Source organism: Pseudogracilibacillus sp. SE30717A, from assembly GCF_037071985.1.
Classification (GTDB): Bacteria; Bacillota; Bacilli; order Bacillales; family Amphibacillaceae; genus Pseudogracilibacillus.
Map to the genome: position 1 here is coordinate 1 of NZ_JAXHDF010000010.1, position 23,535 is coordinate 23,535.

Here is a 23,535-nt window from a genome sequence, read left to right on the forward strand (position 1 = left end):
TAAATCTGGCTAGTCATCTCCCCTAATGTGTATTGAATAAACCAAAAAACAGTTAACAGTATATTTTTAGTGGGTTGGTAAAAACTAATCATGATTCAAATAAGAATTTTTGAACAAATTATATCAATAAAAGGATGATACTTTATTATGAATAACCAAAGAGGTATGTTAACTTCACTAATAACTATCGGTGCGGCTGGTGCGGCTATCTATGGTATTACGAGGGGGGTTCAAAACGGAACATTTAAGCGTTTGCCCCAAACCGTTTCTAATGCGCTGAACAATCCACAAGTTCAACAATTAACGAAGTCATTACAAAATATGACAGGCAACCAAAATAATCAACAAATATCAACTCCGTTGCAAGCAGGGACTGCTCCCCAAAATTTACAACAACAAATAGGAAATAACAATCAAAATAATGAGATATAATTCAGATAGAAGGATGGTATCCATAAGGGTAAGCCATCCTTTCTTTAAAGGATTTGTAGGGAAGATTTAATTCATGCAGTTCAACTGTTTTAGATGCGCTAATTTTTGTCTCGCAGAATCTAGTAATACTTCCTCTTGGAGTTCTTTCAAAGCTTTTTTTGAAGAAAATTAACCGCATGATTTTGCTTTGTTCGTACGAAACGATCATTTTTCTCTTGCACAAGCACTTGAAATAGTACTTCCTTTTCTTTATATGGGTGTTTTTATAATTTCTTCCGTGATCGGTAGATCAAGCACGTTAGTTAAAATCTATAATAAAGCATTTAATAACTTAATTTTTTTAAATCAGTTTTAGGTAATATTCTAAACATCTGAAAATAAATAAATGCGCTTATCAAAGCACAAAGCATTATAAAGCCAAATATAACGACCGAAGAAAATGAAACAGAAAATATAACTGTAACTGGTGCGATAAACCTCCCTATTGAATACTGTATATCGGATGCACCCAAATATTGGCCTCTAGAATTTACAGGGGCATACTTGCTGACAAAGTTTTGTACCACTGGACCATGAATTATCTCACCTATTGTCAGTATGATGATAATTCCAAATAGGACCCATGCACTTTTCGTGAATCCTACTAAAAACATTCCAAATCCAGATAGAAAAGCAGCAAGTATCAGTGAATTCCTATCACTCCATCTCTCAAAGATTTTGGTTACTGGAATTATTAATAACACAAACAGTAAACCATTTAATCCAATCATCCAACCAAATATTTCCTCACTGCTTAACGAGACTGACCATTCTCCTGTTGAAAACAACTCCTGAGCAGGTACGAAATTTCGTACATAGAGGGCTAAATACAAATCTAATTGCATAATGGAAACCGTTATAAAAATTCCTCCGAGTATAAAAAGAAGGAACACTTTATCTTTCAAAATCACATAATAATTAACAAATTGTTTTTTTACAATTAAAAATAAGCTCTCGCTTTGTTCCTCTTCTCTTTCCCGATTCGGCGTGGTTTCTCTAATTATAAACAAGATTGCAAAAGAATACAGTAAAGTAACTACTGTACAAGTCCATAGTAGTTCACTACGATATTGGAAAAACAAAACGGCTCCTATAATTGGCCCAAAAACTGCTCCTAGATTATTGGCCGAAGCAAAGGTTGCAAAAACACTACGTCTATTTTCATCTGGTACTAGGTCAGCTACCATTGCAGAACTAGCTGGTCTATAAAAGGACTTCCCAAGGCTAATCCCAATGAAAGCTACATAATCTAACCAAGGAGAAAAAGATGAAGCAAACAGGGCAAAAAAAGCAGCCTGCATAAATGACCCTATTAGCATTATCTTTCTCCTTCCGAATTGATCGGTTATATAGCCTCCGACCATGCCTCCAAATATACTAATTATTGACGGAGTAGTCATCATAATACCTGCCTCAACCACCCCCAGTGTAGCACTAAAATATATAGTTAAAAATGGAAAGTACATCCAAAAAAACATATTAAAGAGTGTTTCACCAATTAACCTTGTTTTCAAATTAGTATCCCATGAAAGCCACTTCAATAAAAGTCAAACCCTTTCGATTGTATTCCTTGGCCAAGTAACTATAACAATAATATAAATTTTCAGAAAAATATAGACTTATATTTAAAATTGATTTATACTATAATTATAGAAACTAACCAACAGGCATTTTATTTAGATGTCCCAGAAATCGAACGTATGGTCTCTTATTTGATAGTACTAAAGCAAACTCCTCTACCATCTTGGCAGAGGAGTCTTTGATTTATTGGTGAATTGAGAATTCAGAAAAAAGCAAAATGAGAAGTTACAGAATAAATTACTCCTCAAATAACGGCTTATAAAATGATCGTTGATCAAGCGCAAATAAACGCTCGGTAAATTCTCCCGGGTTAGTTTTTTCTAATGCACGATTTAACATATTCATTTTAGCATCGATCACATCAATGAAATGAAGGATTTCTGCTTCACGGACTAATGGCGGTTTTGCGCTTCCCCATTCAGCTTTTCCGTGATGACTTAAAACTAAATGCTGAAGGATAATAACTTCTTCTCCCTCAATTTTTAGTTCATCTGCTACTTCTTTTATTTCTGTGACCATTAATGAGATATGTCCTAATAGTTTTCCTTCTAATGTATAAGATGTTGACACTACTCCAGATAATTCATGAAGTTTTCCGATATCATGCAAAATGATCCCGGCGTACAGTAAATCTTTATTTAGCTCTGGATAAATATCGCAAAGCTGTCTACCTATTTTTAACATGCTGACAATATGGTGTGCTAACCCAGAAACATAAGCATGATGATTTCTGGAAGCAGCAGGATATATAAATAAATCTTCATTGTACTTTTTGATAAATGCCCGAACAATTCGTTGAATATTTGGATTCTTCATTTCAAAAATGGCTTCCATCATCTGTTCTTGCAAAATATCTTTATCAACTGGAGACTTTTCAAGAAAATCAGAAACTCTGACTCCATCCGTCACTTGAGCAGGTCGGATTGATTTAATTCTCATTTGTGCTTTCCCTCGAAATTCATGAATATCTCCAACTAATTTCACAACTTTTTCTTCAGTAAAAATTTCCTCATCTTCTTTTGATGCATCCCATAACTTAGCATCTATTTCCCCACTTGAGTCAACAAAATACAAGGTTAAAAATGGCTTTCCATTACTCGCCGTACCCTTTTTGGCTTCTTTTATGAGCATAAACCCTTCAAATGTATCGCCAACCGCATGATTACCTATCCCTTTTTGCATGAGGATCCCCCTTGTTCCTAAGTTGTTATACTTTCAAATCTGATCGAATATACTCTGCTTCTAATTTCCTAGCAATCTCTTGTTTACAAGTAAAGAATAAAATTTGCTGTTCCTTTGCAAATGCTTTAATAATTTTAATGATTTGATCCGTCCGTTGATCATCAAAATTAACAAATGCATCATCTATCATGAGCGGAATTACATATTTATCGCTCATTACCTTACTAATTGCCAATCTTAAAGAAACATACAATTGATCTATTGTTCCTTGCGACAACTCATCTACAGTATAACGTATATAATTATTTGCTTCTACTTGAAATAGTTTTGAACCGGTTGGAGCATGTACTTTTTCATACTTTCCATTGGTTAATGTACAAAAAAACTCTGATGTTAATCTAATGACTTCAGTTAAGTGTTTTTTCTGATAGGAATCTTTTGCTTTCATTAAAGCAGTTTGTGCAATTTGGGAAATAGCCCATTCTTCTGCGAGTTTATTTAATTTGTCTTTCTCCATTTGATAAGTAAAGGCTGCTTTAGAGTTATTCTCTGACTTTTCCATCTGTTTAATCATCATTTCAACAGCAGCTAATTGCTTATTCAAATCAGATATAGTAGTTTGACAATCATTTATTTCTTCTTTTAAACTAGTGACCTTTCTATCGATTTCTTCTTGGTTTATGCCTTCTAAAAAATGATGGAATGATTGGCCGCTTTTACGAAGGGGAGTTAATTGCTGTTCAAGGTCGTTTACACGATTCATTAGTTTAGCTTTATCTTCTATTTCTCTAGCGTTTTTAAAATATTCTTCTTCATCTTTTACACGAGCAATTGATAATAATCCTAAAATCTCTTTCTCGTATGAGGCCATTTTCATTTCTACTTCCTGTTGCTTTTCTTCTGTTTCTTCTAATAAACGCTCATACTGTTCAAGCGATTGATGTATTTGTTTTTCTTTATCTAACAATTTTTCGATATCTTTCATCGTAATAGAAGCTTCTTCCCACTCTATATCTGTTGCGAAATGTCTCATTTTCTCTTCCAATAAGGAACGTGCTTCTTTTAATATGTTTATTTCTTCAATTAATTCTTGTTTGTCGCGTAATAGATGTTTAATTTCTTTCACTTTATTAAGTAAATCTAACCAATGATCTGGTTCCACCTGTTTTAAAAAAGGATATTGATACTGTTCTGTTTTTAGACGGTCTTCCCACTGACTTTCCTTTTGATCAAACATCCGTTTCTTTTCTTCCCATTGAATCTTTTGTAATTCTAACCGTTTTTCTTCATTTTCTAATGTTCGAACATCAGCTAAATATTGATGATGCAGATTAAGTTTACTTTCTAAGTGTACCCGTTCTGCCTGCGAAATTGGCTGAGGAGAAGCCTGTCTCCCCGTGTCATTTTTCGCTTCTCTAATTGTCTGTTTAATAAATGAAACTTGTAAAAAACCTACTAAAACAATCACGATAGCTAGCCCAAACCACATATAGTTGTCCATAAAGAATCCGGCTAAAACGGATGCAATACCAATGATGCTTGTTCCCAATAACGTGCCGGATGCTAGTCGACTCTGTCTTTGCTTCCAATCCTCAACTCGTTGTTTTTGATTCATTTCAGTATGGTTTGTTGTTTGATAGTAGTCATACTGATTTATCTTTATTTGATACTCAGTCACTTCCTGTTCTGGTAATAGAAAGCTGCTGATTTCATTTTTTTCTTCCTTAATTTTATTTAATTCTACAGATAAATATTGAATCTCCTCTGCTAAATGTTCACTTTCTTGCTGCAATTGAATATTTAAATCCCTAATTTCTTGCCAATTTGCTTCGATATGAAAAGGAAGAACTGTTTCTTGAACCTCTTTTTCTTCCAAATTTAAAGGGACAAGTTGATCCTTAATCGTGTTATTCATTTTATCCAGCATTTTTTCTTTCTCGATAAGTTGCAGTTTATTATTTTCATCCTCTTGTTTTTGCGCAACAATTGATTGTGCAACTTTATAAATGCTAGGAGCATAAATTTCTTTTTTCAACATCGTACGTTTTTCTATATATTGCTCAATATTTTTCTGAAAAATTTCCCATTCACTTTTTAAAGGGATCATATTATTTTTTAAAGCTTGAAATCGATCTATCCCATCCTCTGGAAATGGAATATCTGTCGGATATGTTTGTAATGATCGTTTACTTGTCTGGTAATCAAGAATCATTGGAATCATATGTTGAACTTTTTCATTCTGATAAAGTTCCGCCTGTAATTCGGTTAAAGTTGTTTTCTCTTTTACAATTGATTTTTCCAACTGCTCCTGTAAAGCTTTTTGATCTCGATATTTTGCTTCATTTTCTTTATATATTTGTAGTTGTTGATGTTTTTCTTGAACTAATTTAATTTGCTTATTAATTACTGGATTACGACCAGCTTTTTTAAATAGGCCTGCTAATTTATTATCAAGTTTTTTCTCTACGTCGTATATAGCTGTTGCACCGGTTAAGCCGACACTAAATAACACATCACTTAACTGATTCCGTTTCATTTTTCGTATATCAGTAAGATCATTTGCTGAAAAAGCATAGATAGACGTATATACTTCTCGGCTCATCCCTTTTAATTGCTCGTCTAACCACAATTCATCATATGTCTTTCCATTCGCAAGCAGACAGGTAACATGATCTCCAACACGCTCAATAGTGTACTGACCAATTTGTTCATCTATAACTGTTAATGTACCACCTACTCGATTACTATTTTTTGGTTGATAAAAATTACGTTTTCTTGGTGGTAATCCAAATAGCATATATAAAATAAATTGCTGTAACGTTGATTTACCCGCTTCATTCTCACCATAAAAACTGGCTAACAACCCATTGGTAAAATCAAACGTAGCATCTACCCATTTACCAAACCCATATATTTCAGCTCGAACAAATTTCAAATCAATCACCTTCTTTAACCTTTAACAGCTCATGGATAAGAAACTGTTTTGCTGCCTCTTGTATATCTTCAGTAGATAAATTTTCAAGGAATTTTCTCGCTACGGGATGCTTATATAAATCGGTTATCGTTTCGGAAACAGATAGATTGTCCAATGATTGTATAATCTCCCCTATAAAAAAATCATCATAATTAAAATGGGATAAATTATCCGTATCGATCCGATACGCATATATATAACTCCAAGGCTTCTCAATGATCATTGTCTCATTTATCACATCGATCAGTTCTTTTATCATTCCGTCAGTTTCAAAATTTAAAATTTCATTCGTTTTACTATAAAGCGTTAAATGAATAAGTTGTTTACAAGAGTTATTCTGAAACGTTTCTCTCAACTTTTCTTCCATTTGATAAATCGTATCGCAATTTGATATATCTATCCTCGTTTCTTGAAATAAGACAGAGTGTAAAGGGATAAATTCTAAATCAGTTTTCGCAGAGGATAATCGAACATAATAACATCCTTTTTCTCCAGCTTCATTACGATGCCTTCCTTGTATATTACCAGGATAAATAATCGATGGAAACTCGGATAACTGTTCCCGTTTATGAATATGGCCAAGCGCCCAATAGTCAAAATCTTTCGCTTGTAAATCACTAAGATTAAAAGGAGCATAAGGATCATGCTCTTTATTTCCATTCACCGTTCCATGCATCATTGCTATATGGAAAGGAATAGATGTATCTTTTACATTAAATTCAATAGACATATTTTTGGTAAGGGAGCGATTTTCGTAACTAAAACCATAAATAGAGGCCAATTTCTTTTTATCTTTTTCATAGGTAAAGGAGGTAACATTTTCATTTAGGAAGATATGTACGTTTTCGGGATAGTCTATTGGATGAATGTTTCCATTAATAAAATCATGATTTCCGTAAGATAGATATACATGAATATGGTGAGACTCTAACCTTTCAAATGCTTCTCGCAGGTAAACTTGTGCCTTTAAACTTTGATTTTCATTATCAAAAAGATCTCCGGCTAATAAAACAAAATCTACTTGTTTTTTAATCGCAGTTGATACAAGATTATCTAATGCTTTAAATGTACTTTCTCTAATATCTTGAAAAATTGTTTTAGGGATATGAGTAAGGCCTTTATACGGACTGTCTAAATGTAGATCCGCTGCATGGATAAAGGATATTGAATTTGTCATTCTTGATCACCAATTTATCTCTCTTTTATTAAGTACTAGTTAAAACGTATCATATCATGAACCTAATATGAGAGCAAGTGTTTCCATTTGTTTAATAACTCCCATTAAAACAAAAAAAATCCGTTTCATTACGAAGTCTTCTACTTCTAATTATGAAACGGATTTCTGCAGGTCAACCTACGAAATCGTATGTATAATTACGATATTTTTAAAGTTTTACTATACTAAAATTTTTTATCAAGCAAGAGAATCAATGTTTAATTCTTTTTAGATAACATAAATGCTTTTTTAAAGTCTTTTAAAGAACGAGATGCACCATACATGAGTACTCCCCCTTTATAAATTCGTGCCCCAAGAATCGCTAATAGAACGATTGTCATTACTAATAATCCGATCGATGTAATTACTTGCCACACAGGAACGTCTAACATACCGACTCGTAAAAACATGATCATTGGTGAGAAAAATGGAATAAAGGAAGTGATTGTAATAAACTTAGCCTCTGGCATCCCTAATCCGAAAATTGCTATAAAAAATGCGATCATGACTAAAAATATCATAGGCATTAATAAATATTGGACATCTTCCACCCGACTAACTAATGAGCCAAGCATTGCTGCGATTGTAGCATATAATAAATATCCTAAAATAAAAAATAAAATTGCATAGAAATAAATGTTTAACGAAATTGTATCAAAGCCAAATACTTCAAAGAAATCCCCTGTAAATTCTTGTGATTTTGTTAGAATTAAATTATATCCTACAATAAAAATTAAGACGATTTGGGTTAAACCAAGTAAGGCTATACCGATAATTTTTGCAAACATATGCGTAACTGGTGAAGCACTAGAAATCAGTATCTCCATCACCCGAGAAGACTTTTCTGTCGCCACATCTGTTGCAATCATTTGTCCATAAACCACGACTGCCATGTATAATACAAATAACATAATGTAAACAATACCACGGGTCTGATCCAATTCTTCATCTGTTTTGGCCGCTTCATCTAGAGCAATTTTTTCAAAGGTTACATCTTCTTGAATTGCTGCAAATGTTACTTCATCCACTCCTGCTTGTTTCATTGCGGTTTCTACTTTTATTTGTTGTAATTGTTGTTGAATCATCATTTCTAACCATGAACTTACAGCTGAATTTTCATAATATGTCGCGGCCGGCAATTTTTGTTCATCTAAATACAAAACTAAAAAACCCGAAAATTCTTCTTCTCGTACTGCTTCTTTCCCTTCCTCTTCTGTCCCTTTAAATGGAATTAAATCAATCGACTCATCTAATTCGGCAACACTTTCTGAAAGAACTTCTAATAGTTCATTCGATTCATCAATTACAGCGATTTGATCTGCCCCGTCCTTTCCAGTAAACGTATCAATGATGGACGGAAGGTTGGCTAACGCAACTATAAATAATAAAACAATTAATGTTGTAATTATAAAAGCTTTTGACTTCAAACGCGTCATATATGTATGGCTTAATACGGTCCAAAATTTATTCATACTGTTCACCTACTTTTTCAATAAAAATATCGTGTAAAGAAGGTTCTTCTAACTCAAATTTCCGTATAAATCCTTTTTGTTGAATTTGGGCTAAAATTGTTTGGGATATTTGCTCATTAGCGATTTGTAATTTACACCCATTATTATATTTTTTATAATTTAACACTCCATCCATTTCTTCTATAAAATCTAAATTAAAATCCGCGTTTATATGTAAGTTTTTTCTGCCGAACGTCTTTTTAATATCCTTCAAGTTTCCTTTAACAACAGCATTTCCTTCTCTCAGAATACAAACATTTTCACACATTTGTTCCACATCATCCATTTGGTGAGATGAAAACACGATTGTTGTTCCTTCTTCCGTTAAATCCAATACAGCATCTTTCATCATTTCTACATTAATTGGATCAAGTCCAGAAAATGGTTCGTCTAAAATCAATAATTTGGGTTGATGAATAACGGAAGATATAAACTGGATTTTTTGTTGGTTTCCTTTTGATAATTCTTCCACTCGTTTATTTAAATAGGACTCTACTCGAAATCGTTCCAGCCATTTGTTTAATTGAACTAATGCTTCTTGTTTTGTCATTCCTCTTAATTTACCTAAATAAAGCAATTGCTCTTTTACTCTTAACTTTGGATACAATCCTCGCTCTTCTGGTAAATACCCAATTAGATGACTCTGATCATAATTTATTCGTTCACCATTCCATGTAATATTACCTTCTGTCTGATCTATTAAGCCTAAAATCATTCGGAAAGTAGTTGTCTTCCCGGCTCCGTTACCACCTAGGAATCCAAAAAGTTCTTGATTCGGTATTTCCAAATTTAATTGATTTACCGCTGTATGTTCCCCAAATTTTTTTGTAACATTTGATAATGAAAGTGACAATAATAGAACCCCCTTAACTTTCTTTTTCTGTATAACTTTTACGAATAAATAAATAACCAACGATACTGAAAGGTAAAGTCATAATAAAATACATCCACTGGTCCATGATTATAGCTAAACTTACAAATAAAAGAGTAGAAATAACAATAATGCAAATGCCGATCAAAAGATCAGATACCTTAATTTCCTTTTCATTATACATAAACCCCGTTAGGGGCATGCCGATAATTCCCCAGCTTCCTAATTGAATTAAAATTAAAATCCCAAGTGCTGCAGCAACACTAAAAGTAAGTCCAAATAAATATAGTGAAAATAAAATATAATTGCCTACAATCGTTACATACCAAGAATAAGATCTAGCTTTTTGCCAAATATGATTATGGGTTTCATCAAGAGCTCTCTGTTTTTTAGCTTTTACTCTTCCGATATACCAGCCTAATAAACCACAGATCATTCCACCATATAGACCAATTATGCCACCAATCTGGATACCCATTATTTATTCTCTCCTTCCTCAAAAAGAAATACATCTTCAATAGAGCAATTAAATTCTCTTGCAATTTTAAATGCGAGTTCCAATGAAGGGTTATATTTTCCCGATTCAATTGCTACAATAGACTGACGCGAGACACCAACCTTCCTGGATAACTGTTCTTGAGTTAAACTTTCCTGAACTCGGTATTCTTTTATGCGATTTTTCATTCTTTCTCCTCACAGTATATGTCAAGTTAACTTTACATATTTATCATAAATGGTTTTTTATTTGGTGTCAAGTTAACTTTACATTTAATCTTCGTATCTTTTTTTCATTTTTTATGTAATAATAATGAATAAGCATTCATTTGGAGGAGAGAAAAATGAAAAATTTTGTGATTACTGTGTTTTCAAAAACGGGAGAAAAACTACTAGATGAATCATTTAGCGCACCAAATGATGAGGAAGCCAAAAATATTGGAAGGCAAAAATTAGAGGAAAAAGGATTTAGTGACTATACTCACCGTTGTGTAACGGAAGATGCTCGTTTGCTATTATTTCATCGCTAACAACATTTTTCTTTAAAAACAAAATGAACTAAAGCTAATGTTTAGTTCATTTTATCCGTAAGGTATGGAAGTAAAGTTTTTTTGGTAAAAGAGGATGAATCTTATGGTATAGCAAGCTACATCATAAGTATGCTTCATCCTCTACCTCTAGTTTTATTATTGACCGCCACCAAATTGTTGCTGCGCTTGACGGACAAGACGTTTTGTGATTTCTCCACCTACTGAACCATTCGCACGGGAAGTAGTGTCAGCTCCTAATTGTACACCAAATTCTGAAGCAATTTCAGTTTTCATTTGGTTAAGGGCTTGTTCAGCTCCAGGAACTAATAATTGATTTGAATTATTTCGGCTAGTTTCCATTTCTGTCACCTCCTTACTACGTATTGTTAGCAATTTTTCTGTTCTTATCAGGTTAACTTCTTGGTAATAGAGGTAAATTGTTTCCATATATGTGTTTTTTTTAATTAGATTGCAGTATACAAAAAAACTGCCCCATAGTTTTGGGACAGTTTTTTTGTGTTACAATGTATGTGTCATATCTTCTGGTACAACGTATTTATCGAATTCTTCTTCTGTTAATAAATCAAGTGCTACTGCTGCTTCTTTTAGAGTTGTATTTTCTTCATATGCTTTTTTAGCAATTTTAGCAGCATTTTCATAGCCAATATGAGGGTTTAATGCCGTTACAAGCATCAATGAATCATTTAAAAATTTATCAATTTTTTCATGATTTGGCTCAATTCCACGTACACAACGTTCTTCAAAAGATAACATACTATCTGCAAGTAATTGTGCTGACTGGATAAAGTTATACGCGATAACTGGCTTGAACACATTTAGTTCAAAGTTTCCTTGGCTTGCTGCAAAAGCAATTGTTGCATCATTTCCTATTACTTGAGTTACAACCATCGTCATTGCTTCGCTTTGAGTAGGGTTCACTTTACCTGGCATAATAGAACTTCCCGGCTCATTTGCAGGGATAATAATTTCACCAAGTCCAGAACGTGGACCGCTTGCGAGCCAACGAACGTCATTGGCAATCTTCATTAAATCAGCTGCTAATGCTTTTAATGCTCCGTGTGCATATACTGCTTCATCATAACTCGTTAAAGAATGGAACTTAACTGGCTCGGAACGGAAACCTTTTCCAGTAATCTTGCTAATTTCTTTACAAACACGTTCAGAAAACTCTGGGTGTGCGTTTAAACCTGTACCAACAGCTGTACCACCAATTGCAAGATCTTTTAAGTGTTCTGCACTTTCAGTGATCATTATTTCAGCCTTTTCAAGCATACGATGCCAGCCACTCATTTCCTGGCCTAATGTAATTGGAGTAGCATCCTGTAAATGCGTACGGCCAATTTTTACAATATCTTTAAACGCTTCAACTTTCTTACCGATCGAATCTTTCAGTACTTTAACAGCAGGAAGTACTGTGTCTTCTAGTTTTAGCACAGCTGCAACATGTAATGCTGTTGGGTATGTATCATTTGAACTTTGTGACTTGTTTACATCATCATTCGGGTGTAATACTAAATCACTTTCTTGTTCTTTTAACCATTTATTCCCTACATGTGCAATGACTTCATTTACGTTCATATTTGATTGAGTACCGCTTCCAGTTTGCCATACTACTAAAGGAAAATGATTATTCAATTTTCCTTCTAAAATTTGTTCAGCAGCATAAGAGATTGCTTCTGCTTTTTTCTCTTCCATTAAACCTAAGTCACTGTTTGCTATTGCTGCGCCTTTTTTCGTAATAGCAAATGCTTTTATTATTTCAGTAGGCATTGTTTCATGCCCGATTGGGAAATTTTGTTTACTACGTTGTGTTTGTGCTCCCCAAAATTTATCTGCAGGTACTTTCACTTCACCTAATGTATCTTTTTCTATACGATAATCCATTCTACTATTTCCTCCCTATGGACCAGTGATAATTGTTTCGTATCTATTGTAACAAAAATTTTTCTTTTTATATACAAATCAGTATGACATACTTACAAATAACGTTATACTGTAATGTTTTACGCTTGAGTGATGTTACTTTGTAAAAAAAGTCTTATGAAAAGTATTATGATCATGCCACCTTTTTTTGCTCTTATGATATTCGTAAAATTTTAAAGGCAAAAGAAAAATCCGAAGAGATTCTTAGGAATCATCATTCGAATTATTATAAACGTTTTATTTTATTATTCCAAAATAAATTGCTGATATAATTTGCTTATTGTAGCAAATTCTTTTTCATCTCCATCTAGTAATGCCTGATCAAGTTGTTTTTGCAACTGCTTCTTATTCCATGTATAACAAAGTTCATCAAGTATTAATCTTGCTGCCAACTTCATTTCAAATGGAATTTCCTTTTTAGCTAGAAGCACTTTACCATCGTACCGAATAAATCGATAATTCGTCTTTTGCTTTTTCATGGAACATGCCCCCTAAGCTTTACTCTATTATCCTAATTTTTTTCAATAATTGCAACAATTAGGATTTAGAAAAAAGTAATTTTAATCTACTCTTTTTCTGGGTCAATGTTCCGAAAAGCTAAAAACCCGGCCCCTAAAGCAAATATAGTTAATAAACTTACCATCCAAAAGATATTTTGCTTCATTAAGACAGCGATTACTGGCGGACCTGCGGCAACACCGATAAAACGCATTGAACTATAAATGGAAGTAACTGCTCCGCGAACGTTCTTGTCTAAACTCTCTGTAATCAAAGAATCCATACAAGGCAATGCCATGCCAATCCCTATTCCACAAACTAAAAAAATGATAATTAGGTAAATAAAATGATCCATAAAAGAAATGACTGCTACAGAACAACCAGCTAAAACAATTCCGGTAAAAGTGATCCATTTCATTAGACGGAGTCTGGATGCAATCTTCCTTCCAGTAATATAAGATGCGATTGATAATGCCAATAAAGGAATTGCTAATAGTAATCCTTTTTTGATTCCTTTAAAATCAAATTTATCTTCTAATGTATTAGATAAATAAAAAAGAAAGCCAAACAAAATAAACATTAATATGGCGCCAATTAAAAAAATAGCAATTAACCAACGTTTATGTTCCCTGAAAACATCTTTTATTTGTCCCCAATACTCTTTAAAGGGCATTGGCTTGTCGTCATTTTCTTTTTTATTCTTAATTAAAAAAAGAATCATCAATACGGATATCGTACAAAATACAGGAATCGAGAAAAACGGTAAAAACCAGACTATCGCAGCCAATGCTGAACCTAAAATCGGGCTAAGTACTTTTCCAATTGTGTTAGACGTTTCAATAATACCTAGTGTCGCACTCGCCTCATTATCTCTTCTGAACATATCTCCCACTAAAGGAAGAACAATCGGCATCGCTCCTGAAGCACCAATTCCTTGCAAAATTCTCCCTATTAGAATTACTGTAAACGCCTGTTCCATTTTCCATGCTGCAAAACCTGCAATTAATCCGCCTATTCCAGTCAAAATAAGTGCTGGAACTATCACTATTTTTCTGCCATATCGATCTGATAAATAGCCGGCTATAGGAATAAATAGTATTGCAACGATTGAATAAACCGTAATAATATAGCTCGACTGTAATGAAGAAATATCCAATTTTTTTTCCATTACAGGCAATATTGGAATTAACATTGAATTTCCTAACGTCATTATAAGGGGAACAGATGCAAGCGAAATGATCGCCCATCTTTTTTCAATTGATTGCTCATTGGACACAAAGGTTCACCCTTTTACATAATCAGTACGATTATTATTTACTTGAGGAATGAACTTTATGCGATAAAAAAACAACCAGAATGTCTGGTTGTTCGTTTTTACATCGTTAATAAGAAAACTGTTGCGATCGAACCGATAACAACTAGGACTATATTGAGACCAAAATAAGCGAGTACAATCGCTACGATTCCACCAAGTAATCCAATATGAGGAGCATCCTCAATGACAGATAAAATTCCAGGAAAAATTAATGCACCAAGCGCCGCATATGGAATGGCCTGCAGCCACCGATTGACCCAATCTTTAAATAGAAATTTATTAACTAATAAAGCTGGAATAACTCTTGGAATCATCGTTACAAGTGCCATACCAATAATTATTAAAAAGATCATTGTTTCTTCTCCTTTAAGATAAACACCCCGGTAAGTCCGCCAAGTACAGTTCCTAAAACAATTGCCCAACCACTACTTACGAATTGACTTGCAAGTACATTTATAAGCATTGCAATAATTGCAATTAATCCAATTCTCAATTCTTTTTTAACCGAAGGAACTAAGAGACCAATAAACATCGCATACAAAGCGACACCCATACTTTGGCTTAGCTGCTCAGGGATTATTTCCCCTAGCAGCCCACCTAGGAAGGAACCGAAAATCCATGATAAATAGGCGGATAAGTTTATCGCTAGAAAAAAGAATACTGCATTTTTCTGTTTTGCTTTGTCTTTATTAAGGGCTGAGACAGCAAATGTTTCATCAGTCAATGTTAAAGCTAATCCTGTACGACCTTTCAATGACACACTGTCCCGTACCTCATTCATAAATGATAAACTCATTACAAAGTGGCGGAAATTCAAAACAAATGTCGCAATGATGATTTCTACTGCACCTGCACTTGCAGCGATCATATTTACACCCATAAATTGACTTGCTCCGGCAAATACGAGGGCACTCATCAACGTTAAATCAATAATTGACATGCCAGACTGTGCAGCTAATACTCCATATGTAATCGCAATTGGAATATATCCAAGCATAATCGGAAAACCTACTTGAATTCCTTTTTGAAACATATGGAAAGCATGATCTTTGCTTTCTTGCTTCGTCGCCTGCGTCATTTTAGTACCCCCTCTGGCTAATTACGCTTCATCTTGTTCTGTTATAATTATTGGTCCATCTTTTGTAATTGCTAATGTATGCTCATATTGAGCAGAACGCCCTTTATCTACAGTTCTCGCCGTCCAATTATTTTTATCCATTTTACTTTTCCAAGTACCTTCGTTAATCATTGGTTCTATCGTAATAACCATACCTTCTTTTAAACGGACTCCTTTATTTGGCAAACCGTAATGAGGAATATGTGGTGGTTCATGAATCGTCGGTCCAATGCCATGACCCGTAAACTCTCGAACAACTGAAAAACCTTCTCCTTCTGCATATGTTTGAATCGCATGACCGATATCGCCTATCCGGTTTCCTACTTGTGCTTGCTCAATTCCAATGTAAAGGGACTTTTTCGTTACTTCCATTAATCGTTTACCTTTTTCATCTACATTTCCAACAGCATAAGACCATGCCGAATCCGCTAAACCACCGTTCAAATTAACAACCATATCTATTGTAACGATATCTCCATCTTTTAATGGATCTTTTCTCGGAAAACCATGACAGATCTCGTCATTAATCGATGCACATGTTGCATATGGGTAACCTTGGAATCCTTTTTGTTCAGGTGTTGCACCATGTTTTTTTAAGAAACCTTCTACAAATTCATCGATCTCCATTGTCGTAATACCAGGTTTTATCATTTTCGCAATTTCTTTATGCGTTTTAACAAGCAGCTTTCCCGCTTCTTGCATTTGAGTAATTTCACGCTTACTTTTTCGAGTTATCACCTAAAGTACTCCCTTCCCAACGTAATATTCCATTTTTAAGTGTACCATAAATGTATGACATAGTTGATTGTAATACTCTTCAGAAGATCATTAAAACAAAAAAAGAGAGCTATTATGCCCTCTTTTGTTCTGCTTTTTTAGCAATAATCGTATCCTCGGTCCATATAAAACGCACCGACAATGATTAATAGTATAAATAACACGACTATTAATGCAAAGCCGAAGCCTTCTCCGTATCCTCTTTCACTCATATTAAAGCCCCTCCCCATATTAAATACATTTGTTGGCGATGGGATTCCCAATCGCTTATGGTACAGTTTATGAATAATTAGCCTGCATGGAAGGGCGATTAACTAGTCAAAGAAAATTTGACCTACATTTTTAATTCAAAAGTATTCAGATACGTTATATATTTTTCCATTCTGTATATTGACTTCATCCGTTAAAATATCGACAAGCACTCCGGCGACTGCTTCTGTTTCTGATAACAAGTTTTGTTTTTTGTAATCTTTAAACGTATCTACATCAATAAATTGCTCATAATCACTTTTACGTATCTCAGCCTGCATTTCTGTATCCATTACACCAGGATTGAATGCGAAAATTTTATTACCAGTTTTTAATTGCTCCTGTTCTAAGGCAACTGTCTTTGTATACATATTCAAACTTGCTTTCGAACTGCAATATGCGGACCAACCGTAAATCGGATTGTTGGCTGCACCGCTCGTTACATTAGCCCCAACAATCGGAATGTTTTGTTCATTACATTGAGCAAGTAATGTATTCAAAATAATCATTGGAGAGATAACGTTCACTTGGTAATGGTAGACTACCTCTTTCCCATTCGTAGATGTTGCTTTTTCAATTGGATTTAACACGGCCGCATTGTTGACAACATACATCTGTGTTATTTTATTATTGTTCACGTCCATTTTAATACGCTCAATTGTTTGATTTATATTATCTAAGTTCCCTAGATCACTGTAAAAATGTTTATATTGTATATTGTTATCAGCAGCTATCTCTTGTAATTTCTTATTAATAGTTCGTGATATACCGTATACATGAATACCAGACTCAAGTAAAAAAGCGGCAACAGATTCTCCCAGACCTCGTGAAACTCCAGTTACAATGGCCACTTTCACATAAATCCCCCTTTTTTAGAAATGTACAGAAAAATTTAAACTGCACCCTTTAAGGTGCAGCCTACTTACGAAAGACCAATTGAAACATATTGTGTTTCTAAAAAGGCATCCATTCCTTCATGGCCACCTTCCCGGCCAATCCCACTTTCTTTCATTCCACCGAAGGGTGCTTGAGCTGCTGATGGGACTCCATCATTCCAACCAACGATTCCAAAATCTAATTTTTCAACAAGTTTAGTGCCCCGAGATACACTTTCCGTAAAAACATAAGCAGCTAATCCATATTCGGTACTATTCGCCAATTCTACAGCTTCTTCGTCCGTTTCAATTTTTTGAATTGGAGCAACAGGGCCAAATGTCTCTTCTTGCATAATGATCATTGACGGGTCGATATCACGAAGTACCGTCGGTTCATAGAATGTTCCTTCTCCTTCTATTCTATTCCCTCCTGTAACGATTAATGCCCCTTTTTCAACAGCATCTTTTACATGACGGGCTACTTTATTTACCCCATCTTCGTTAATCAATGGTCCAATATCGACTTTTTCTTCGTGAAGGCTATTCCCGACTCGTAATCCTTTTACTTTTTCACTGAATTTGTTTACAAACTGTTCATAAATACCCGCCTGAACATAAATTCGATTGGCGCATACACATGTCTGACCGCCATTTCTAAACTTCGATGCCAACACACCATCTACAGCTTTCTCTACATTTGCGTCATCAAGGATAATAAAAGGAGCATGCCCCCCTAACTCCAATGATAGACGTTTTACTTGTTTGGCACTTTGTTCGATGAGTAATTTTCCTATTTCTGTTGATCCGGTAAAGGTAATCTTGCGTACCTTATCATTCTCCATCATTTGTCCAACAATTTTTGCAGACGAACCAGTGACAAGATTAACCACACCTTCAGGGATACCAGCTTTTTCAACTAATTCCATTAGCTTAATTGCGGTAAGTGGGCTTTCTTTGGATGGTTTAATAATTACTGTACATCCAGCAGCAAGGGCGGGAGCGATTTTACGTGTAATCATAGCTAGAGGGAAATTCCATGGTGTTATTGCTGCAACAACCCCAACTGGTTTTTTCCATACTTGTAACCGTTTATTTGAAATATGTGTCGGTATCGTTTCGCCATAAACTCGCTTTGCTTCTTCTGCATACCACTCTAAAAAGGATGCTCCATAAACAACTTCGCCTTTAGATTCCTCTATCGGCTTTCCCATTTCCATCGTCATCGTCTGAGCCAATTCTTCTTGATGTTCAATAATTAACTTGTTTAATCTTTTTAAATAAGCAGCCCGTTCATAAGCAGTTGTCTCAGACCAAGTAAGAAACGCTTCATAAGCTGCTTTTATCGCCTGTTCTGCTTCCTTCTCGCCTCCGTTTGGCACCTTACCGATAACCTCATTTGTTGCGGGATTCATGATCTCTATTTTCTCCAGATCCTCCCCCATTTTCTTTCCATTAATGTACATTAAATAATCCAAAACAAACCCCTCTTTTCATTTTATAATAAAGGCTACTGTTTCACTTTATTTTTCGTACACTTTACGATTCTTTACTAACAAATTATATTCCCACTTCATTCCAATAATAAACAAGTGTTTCCATCCCTTTATCAAAACTATCTAAAGGAAAACTTTCATTCGGAGAATGTAAACGATCATCTGGTGTACCGAAGCCTAATAAAATGACGGGTATATGATATAACTCATCAAGCCATTCAACGATAGGTATGGAACCTCCCATCCTTACAAAAACAGTTTCTTTTTGAAATGCTTTTTTATAGCATGCTGCGGCTTTTTGGACGAGCGGGTGATCAGGTTTTACCATATATGCCTTTGAAGATAATTTTTCAAGCTTAATGTCTACGTCAACCCCGGAAGGTTTTACCTTTTCTATATGATTTTTCAACATCTGTTGAATTTCGTTTGGATCTTGTCCTGGTACTAAGCGGCATGTAATCTTAGCAGTTGCTGTGGAAGGTATAATCGTTTTTGTTCCTTCTCCTTGATAACCACCATATATGCCGTTTATTTCAAACGTGGGTCTAGCCATTGTATGTTCTTTTGCATCGTATCCTTTTTCAGACACCGTTTCTTTTACCCCTGTTGTCTCTTCGTAATTCTCGCCTTTTACTTTTTTAATTAACTCCCTTTCTTCTTCACTTAAAGGTTCAACATTGTCATAAAAACCCTCTACTGTAATTACTTCTTCATCATTTTTCATTGAAGCTAAAATATGTGATAAGGCCATAATTGGATTTCTAACTGCTCCACCGTATATTCCTGAATGCAAATCTTGATCTGGTCCTTTTACCGTAATTTCAATTCCAGTAAAACCTTTTAATCCATATAGAATAGTTGGTTGATTTTTTGCAACCATTCCTGAATCTGAAATGACAACAAAATCAGCAGAAAACTTCTCTTTATTGTCTATCAGAATATCATATAAGTTTTCACTACCAATTTCTTCTTCCCCTTCAATACAAACCTTTACATTTATAGGAAGCTTTCCTTTAGTTTTCATATAAGCTTCGAATACTGCTAAATTCATGAAAACCTGTCCTTTGTCATCGCTAGCACCACGTGCGTATATCCGACCATTCCGAATATTTGGGTTAAACGGATCACTTTCCCATTCTTCTATCGGATCGACTGGTTGTACATCATAATGACCATAAAATAACACAGTAGGTGCATTTTCTCCTGCTTTGTTATATTCTGCAAACACAAGTGGATGACCTTTCGTTTCAAGTATTTCGACTTTATTAAATCCAATTTCTGTTAAATATTCAGATGTAAATCGGGCAGCGTCTTTTACATCTTCTTTATACGCGCTGTCCGTGCTAATACTAGGTATTGTTAAGTATTCATGTAAACGTTTTAAAAGTGCTTCACGATTGTCCGTTAAATATTCAACTACTCCTTTTACCATTATGTATCCATCCTTTCTTGACCTATCTATACTTTATCTTAAATAATAAAAAAAGGCGAACAAAAAAACGAGCGACTTTAATGCCGCTCGCATAAATAAATTATCGTTTATTTTGAGGGAAGATACGTTCAATCGTGTTACCTATTTGATCAAAAAATCCTCTAACTGGTTTTCCGTTATTCATATCTGTAACATAATTATGAGTTAAATCAAAAAAGTCAGGACTTGTTGATACATAAACATTATCGATGTTATTATCGACATCTTGAACGATATCAGCGATCTGATTTTTTACTTCATCAGTAACTTCATCTGATTCAACATCTCGTTTCTTTTCAACTTCATCAGAAACTTGGTCTCGTCTATTAGAGGAATGATTGTCAGATCTACGTTGGTTTGCATCACCTTCATTTACAGTTCGATCTTTTACATTTCGATCATTAACATTACGAACATTCATTCCAGCTGAACTGTTCTGTCTGTCATTGTATGTTAAATTATCTTTTGGTGTCGTATTATCTTTGTTCAGTGTAGCCGCAACATAGGCATTATTACGGGTCGTTAATACATATGCACGATCGATATCTGCCATTTCTTCCACTATTCGATTTGCTGCTTCTTCAGAAACGTCATATTGATCTTGAGTATTATTACTCGGACGATTATTACTGTTTCGATTACGGTCAGCAACATTTTGGGTCCAATTATTATTACCTGTCAAGTTACCGTCTCTATTAGTTCCATTATCATGGGTAGTTCGAGTTCTTTCAAACGTATTATTCATCCCTTGACCTTCTTGGTCGTTATTCGTTGCTTGACAGCCTACTAAAACTAAAAAAGTAGCAATTATTACAGAAGTAAGTTTACCTTTCATTGATTTATTTATCCTCCTTTTTGTTTTGATTTTATTATGTATCATGAAGGAGGATTTATTCTTTAAACCTTATATTGGAAAGAGCACCACATATGGTTAGGGAAGTTACACTATTTTCGGGTAATACTAAATAACACCATCAATATAACTCCAATTTAAAGGAGGCAAACATATGTTACCTGATTATGAATATGCTTTAAATTATGTTTTATGGGGTCGGTGGGATGACCTATTTACTTTAATGATACGCACTAATGATGATATGTTAGGAAAGAAAATTCAATTGTTTTTGAATGCTTATTATTATTCGTCTAAACAAAAAGAAATCATTGACACACACGATGAGTTATTATTTTATATTGATCATGCAATTGTAAGTAGTACAATTCACTCACATACAATGCATGTTTAATTTTGAAGAGCCTTAAAAATTTTTCAGCTACAGAAAAATCCGAACTATTATCGTTCGGATTTTTAAACTATTTCGCGGGAGACAATTTAGACTTATTAGCGCGCATCACTTGTCAGAAGGAAATTCCTCTTAGCACGACCCCGAATCACTCTACATGTATTTGATCGGATAGTAAAATTTTCATTTCCAATTATACGTTTCATATGGATACAATAAAGCATGTTTGTACCCACAATAGTGCGCAATAAAATTGGATTCATTTGTAAAAGGTAGTAATTTATTTTCTAAGACTTTTACTTGCACTTTCCTCAGATTCCAATGAGAATGACGAATTGGTATTTTAATCATCTGGTTGCGGTGAATATTCCATATACAATATCTTTCCGTTAAAAACTGTGCTAACTTGTCATTAATTGTTATATCTTCGGGTGTATATTGTAAAGAGAATTTATTTATTTCCTCTGTCCAACTAGTTACAAAGAAGGTCGAATTTATCTGTTTAAATATATTTGTAACTCTGTAAAACGGAAGCCCAAACAATTTTTGGGCACCAATAGCGGCCAGTAAATTATTGACACGTAAGGAAATGAAATACACACCCCGTTCTGAACAATCAGGATGATACACATACGTACGCATATTTATTTGGGTTACTGTAGGAAAAGATGTAAAGGCCGGCATTCCTCGGATCAAACTTTTTTTTGCATTAAAAACAACTATACTAATCCAAGCCGTTCCCTTAAATGTATCAATTTCAAAGGATGAAGGAACATACTGGCGAATAATATCGACAGGTACGGGCCAATGTAAAAACAACGTATCTGTCCATGTTTGTTCACCAATCCATGGATACTTTCTTTTTGAAATACGCATTTTAATTCACCTGTTCTTTATTAATGCTCCTGTAATCATAAAAATAATCAATCGGAATAAATAAACCAACACGTCCTTCTTCTTTATGATCCATCGTGGCAAAAATAACTCCAATAACTTCTCCAGCTTCATCAATAATTGGACTTCCGCTATTTCCTTTATACACGGGAGCATCTAACATGACCATCGGTAGGTCTTTACTGTTCACATAGACATAATCCATTATATTTCCTTTATTAGCAATTCCTTGGAACTTAAGCGGATTTCCAATAAAATATATTTGTTCTTTTGGTTCGTAAAGGAAGGTATCTGCTAATGGAAGATAAGGCAACTGTTCATGGCTGTCAACTCTTACAACAGCCAAATCGATTTCAGGATACGTCTCAACAATTTCCCCTGAAAACAAGCCATCTTCTGGAAAAGCAACGGTGACGGTTTGATTGCCCTCGATTACATGATAATTTGTTATAATATCTCCTTGTTCATTAATAGAAAATCCAGTTCCTTTTGAATTATCTGTTTCAATTACAACAACAGCTTCTTTATATGTTTTAATATTATCCTGTGTTGATAATTTTGCAGATGTAATTAAAAAATCAACGGCGGGAATAGAAAATGTCTGAGGCAATAAAGCGACAATATTAAACATAAGTGCAAAAGCAATTATCCAGAATATCCATTTAGGAAATGGGGTTCTTTGTTTTTTATTTTGCTTTCTTTCTTCTATTCGTTGAAGGGCCTCTTTCCGAGCTTCTTCTACAAGTTCATATAGTTCTTCATCTTCAAATTCTTCATATAAATCTTCATCAATGATGTCATTTGTGTATTCTTTTTGATTATCCATA

At 34.3% G+C, this 23,535-nt stretch carries 25 protein-coding genes; 3 read left to right on the forward strand and 22 right to left on the reverse strand.

Annotation, left to right across the window (positions count from 1 at the left end):
* Window positions 1–147: 147 nt before the first annotated feature.
* A complete protein-coding gene (locus tag SPD48_RS15505) occupies window positions 148–432 on the forward strand; it encodes a hypothetical protein (RefSeq protein WP_336259042.1) in 285 nt (94 codons plus the stop codon).
* Window positions 433–755: 323 nt separating this feature from the next.
* On the opposite strand, the gene SPD48_RS15510 is transcribed toward SPD48_RS15505, so the two are convergent.
* The 8 genes from SPD48_RS15510 to SPD48_RS15545 all read right to left on the reverse strand — a co-directional run bounded on the left by SPD48_RS15510 (window position 756) and on the right by SPD48_RS15545 (window position 10,490).
* Window positions 756–2,012, reverse strand: a complete 1,257-nt coding sequence (locus SPD48_RS15510; RefSeq protein ID WP_336259043.1) for an MFS transporter — start codon at window positions 2,010–2,012, stop codon at window positions 756–758.
* A 277-nt stretch (window positions 2,013–2,289) separates the two neighbouring features.
* Window positions 2,290–3,234 (reverse strand): 3'-5' exoribonuclease YhaM, encoded by a 945-nt coding sequence (gene yhaM / locus SPD48_RS15515; protein WP_336259044.1) that lies wholly within the window; start codon window positions 3,232–3,234, stop codon window positions 2,290–2,292.
* Window positions 3,235–3,259: 25 nt separating this feature from the next.
* Window positions 3,260–6,169 carry an ATP-binding protein gene (locus SPD48_RS15520; RefSeq protein WP_336259045.1) on the reverse strand — a complete coding sequence of 970 codons (2,910 nt, stop codon included), beginning with the start codon at window positions 6,167–6,169 and terminating at the stop codon, window positions 3,260–3,262.
* A gap of 1 nt (window position 6,170) precedes the next feature.
* A complete protein-coding gene (locus SPD48_RS15525) occupies window positions 6,171–7,385 on the reverse strand; it encodes a metallophosphoesterase family protein (RefSeq protein ID WP_336259046.1) in 1,215 nt (404 codons plus the stop codon).
* Window positions 7,386–7,642: 257 nt separating this feature from the next.
* Complete coding sequence (locus SPD48_RS15530) at window positions 7,643–8,896, reverse strand: ABC transporter permease (RefSeq protein WP_336259047.1); 1,254 nt, start codon at window positions 8,894–8,896, stop codon at window positions 7,643–7,645.
* Entirely contained in the window at window positions 8,889–9,788 is a 900-nt protein-coding gene (locus SPD48_RS15535) for an ABC transporter ATP-binding protein (RefSeq protein WP_336259048.1), read from the reverse strand. The genes SPD48_RS15530 and SPD48_RS15535 overlap by 8 nt, the downstream gene beginning before the upstream one ends.
* 13 nt (window positions 9,789–9,801) lie before the next feature.
* Window positions 9,802–10,284 carry a hypothetical protein gene (locus SPD48_RS15540; protein ID WP_336259049.1) on the reverse strand — a complete coding sequence of 161 codons (483 nt, stop codon included), beginning with the start codon at window positions 10,282–10,284 and terminating at the stop codon, window positions 9,802–9,804.
* Window positions 10,284–10,490 carry a helix-turn-helix transcriptional regulator gene (locus tag SPD48_RS15545; RefSeq protein WP_336259050.1) on the reverse strand — a complete coding sequence of 69 codons (207 nt, stop codon included), beginning with the start codon at window positions 10,488–10,490 and terminating at the stop codon, window positions 10,284–10,286. The genes SPD48_RS15540 and SPD48_RS15545 overlap by 1 nt, the downstream gene beginning before the upstream one ends.
* 155 nt (window positions 10,491–10,645) lie before the next feature.
* Here SPD48_RS15545 and SPD48_RS15550 point away from each other — a divergent pair, with 155 nt between their 5' ends.
* On the forward strand, window positions 10,646–10,831 hold the full coding sequence (locus SPD48_RS15550; RefSeq protein ID WP_336259051.1) for a YhzD family protein: 186 nt from the start codon (window positions 10,646–10,648) through the stop codon (window positions 10,829–10,831).
* A gap of 156 nt (window positions 10,832–10,987) precedes the next feature.
* On the opposite strand, the gene SPD48_RS15555 is transcribed toward SPD48_RS15550, so the two are convergent.
* The 12 genes from SPD48_RS15555 to SPD48_RS15610 form a co-directional block, all read right to left on the reverse strand.
* Window positions 10,988–11,191: an alpha/beta-type small acid-soluble spore protein gene (locus SPD48_RS15555; RefSeq protein WP_336259052.1), complete on the reverse strand. Its 204-nt coding sequence runs from the start codon at window positions 11,189–11,191 to the stop codon at window positions 10,988–10,990.
* A gap of 159 nt (window positions 11,192–11,350) precedes the next feature.
* Window positions 11,351–12,736, reverse strand: coding sequence for a class II fumarate hydratase (fumC, locus tag SPD48_RS15560; protein WP_336259053.1), 1,386 nt, complete (start codon window positions 12,734–12,736; stop codon window positions 11,351–11,353).
* A 284-nt stretch (window positions 12,737–13,020) separates the two neighbouring features.
* Window positions 13,021–13,254 carry an IDEAL domain-containing protein gene (locus tag SPD48_RS15565; RefSeq protein WP_336259054.1) on the reverse strand — a complete coding sequence of 78 codons (234 nt, stop codon included), beginning with the start codon at window positions 13,252–13,254 and terminating at the stop codon, window positions 13,021–13,023.
* Between the two features lie 86 nt (window positions 13,255–13,340).
* On the reverse strand, window positions 13,341–14,549 hold the full coding sequence (locus SPD48_RS15570; protein ID WP_336259055.1) for an MFS transporter: 1,209 nt from the start codon (window positions 14,547–14,549) through the stop codon (window positions 13,341–13,343).
* A gap of 98 nt (window positions 14,550–14,647) precedes the next feature.
* Entirely contained in the window at window positions 14,648–14,941 is a 294-nt protein-coding gene (locus SPD48_RS15575) for an AzlD domain-containing protein (RefSeq protein WP_336259056.1), read from the reverse strand.
* Window positions 14,938–15,666: an AzlC family ABC transporter permease gene (locus tag SPD48_RS15580; RefSeq protein ID WP_336259057.1), complete on the reverse strand. Its 729-nt coding sequence runs from the start codon at window positions 15,664–15,666 to the stop codon at window positions 14,938–14,940. The genes SPD48_RS15575 and SPD48_RS15580 overlap by 4 nt, the downstream gene beginning before the upstream one ends.
* Window positions 15,667–15,687: 21 nt before the next feature.
* Complete coding sequence (map, locus tag SPD48_RS15585; RefSeq protein ID WP_336259058.1) at window positions 15,688–16,443, reverse strand: type I methionyl aminopeptidase; 756 nt, start codon at window positions 16,441–16,443, stop codon at window positions 15,688–15,690.
* Between the two features lie 137 nt (window positions 16,444–16,580).
* Window positions 16,581–16,694: a YjcZ family sporulation protein gene (locus tag SPD48_RS15590; RefSeq protein WP_336259059.1), complete on the reverse strand. Its 114-nt coding sequence runs from the start codon at window positions 16,692–16,694 to the stop codon at window positions 16,581–16,583.
* Between the two features lie 135 nt (window positions 16,695–16,829).
* On the reverse strand, window positions 16,830–17,588 hold the full coding sequence (locus tag SPD48_RS15595; protein WP_336259060.1) for a (S)-benzoin forming benzil reductase: 759 nt from the start codon (window positions 17,586–17,588) through the stop codon (window positions 16,830–16,832).
* A gap of 65 nt (window positions 17,589–17,653) precedes the next feature.
* The gene (locus SPD48_RS15600) at window positions 17,654–19,069 is read right to left on the reverse strand and encodes an NAD-dependent succinate-semialdehyde dehydrogenase (RefSeq protein WP_336259199.1); all 1,416 of its coding nucleotides are present in this window, start codon (window positions 19,067–19,069) and stop codon (window positions 17,654–17,656) included.
* Between the two features lie 94 nt (window positions 19,070–19,163).
* Window positions 19,164–20,531, reverse strand: coding sequence for a dipeptidase (locus SPD48_RS15605; RefSeq protein ID WP_336259061.1), 1,368 nt, complete (start codon window positions 20,529–20,531; stop codon window positions 19,164–19,166).
* Window positions 20,532–20,631: 100 nt separating this feature from the next.
* Window positions 20,632–21,405 (reverse strand): YhcN/YlaJ family sporulation lipoprotein, encoded by a 774-nt coding sequence (locus tag SPD48_RS15610; protein ID WP_336259062.1) that lies wholly within the window; start codon window positions 21,403–21,405, stop codon window positions 20,632–20,634.
* A gap of 172 nt (window positions 21,406–21,577) precedes the next feature.
* Between SPD48_RS15610 and SPD48_RS15615 the strand changes: the two genes are divergently transcribed.
* A complete protein-coding gene (locus tag SPD48_RS15615; protein ID WP_336259063.1) occupies window positions 21,578–21,817 on the forward strand; it encodes a YhdB family protein in 240 nt (79 codons plus the stop codon).
* 180 nt (window positions 21,818–21,997) lie between these two features.
* Here the strand turns inward: SPD48_RS15615 and SPD48_RS15620 are convergent, their stop codons facing one another.
* Window positions 21,998–22,690: a DUF2071 domain-containing protein gene (locus tag SPD48_RS15620; protein WP_336259064.1), complete on the reverse strand. Its 693-nt coding sequence runs from the start codon at window positions 22,688–22,690 to the stop codon at window positions 21,998–22,000.
* A gap of 1 nt (window position 22,691) precedes the next feature.
* The gene (locus SPD48_RS15625) at window positions 22,692–23,534 is read right to left on the reverse strand and encodes a S1 family peptidase (RefSeq protein WP_336259065.1); all 843 of its coding nucleotides are present in this window, start codon (window positions 23,532–23,534) and stop codon (window positions 22,692–22,694) included.
* Window position 23,535 lies beyond the last annotated feature (1 nt).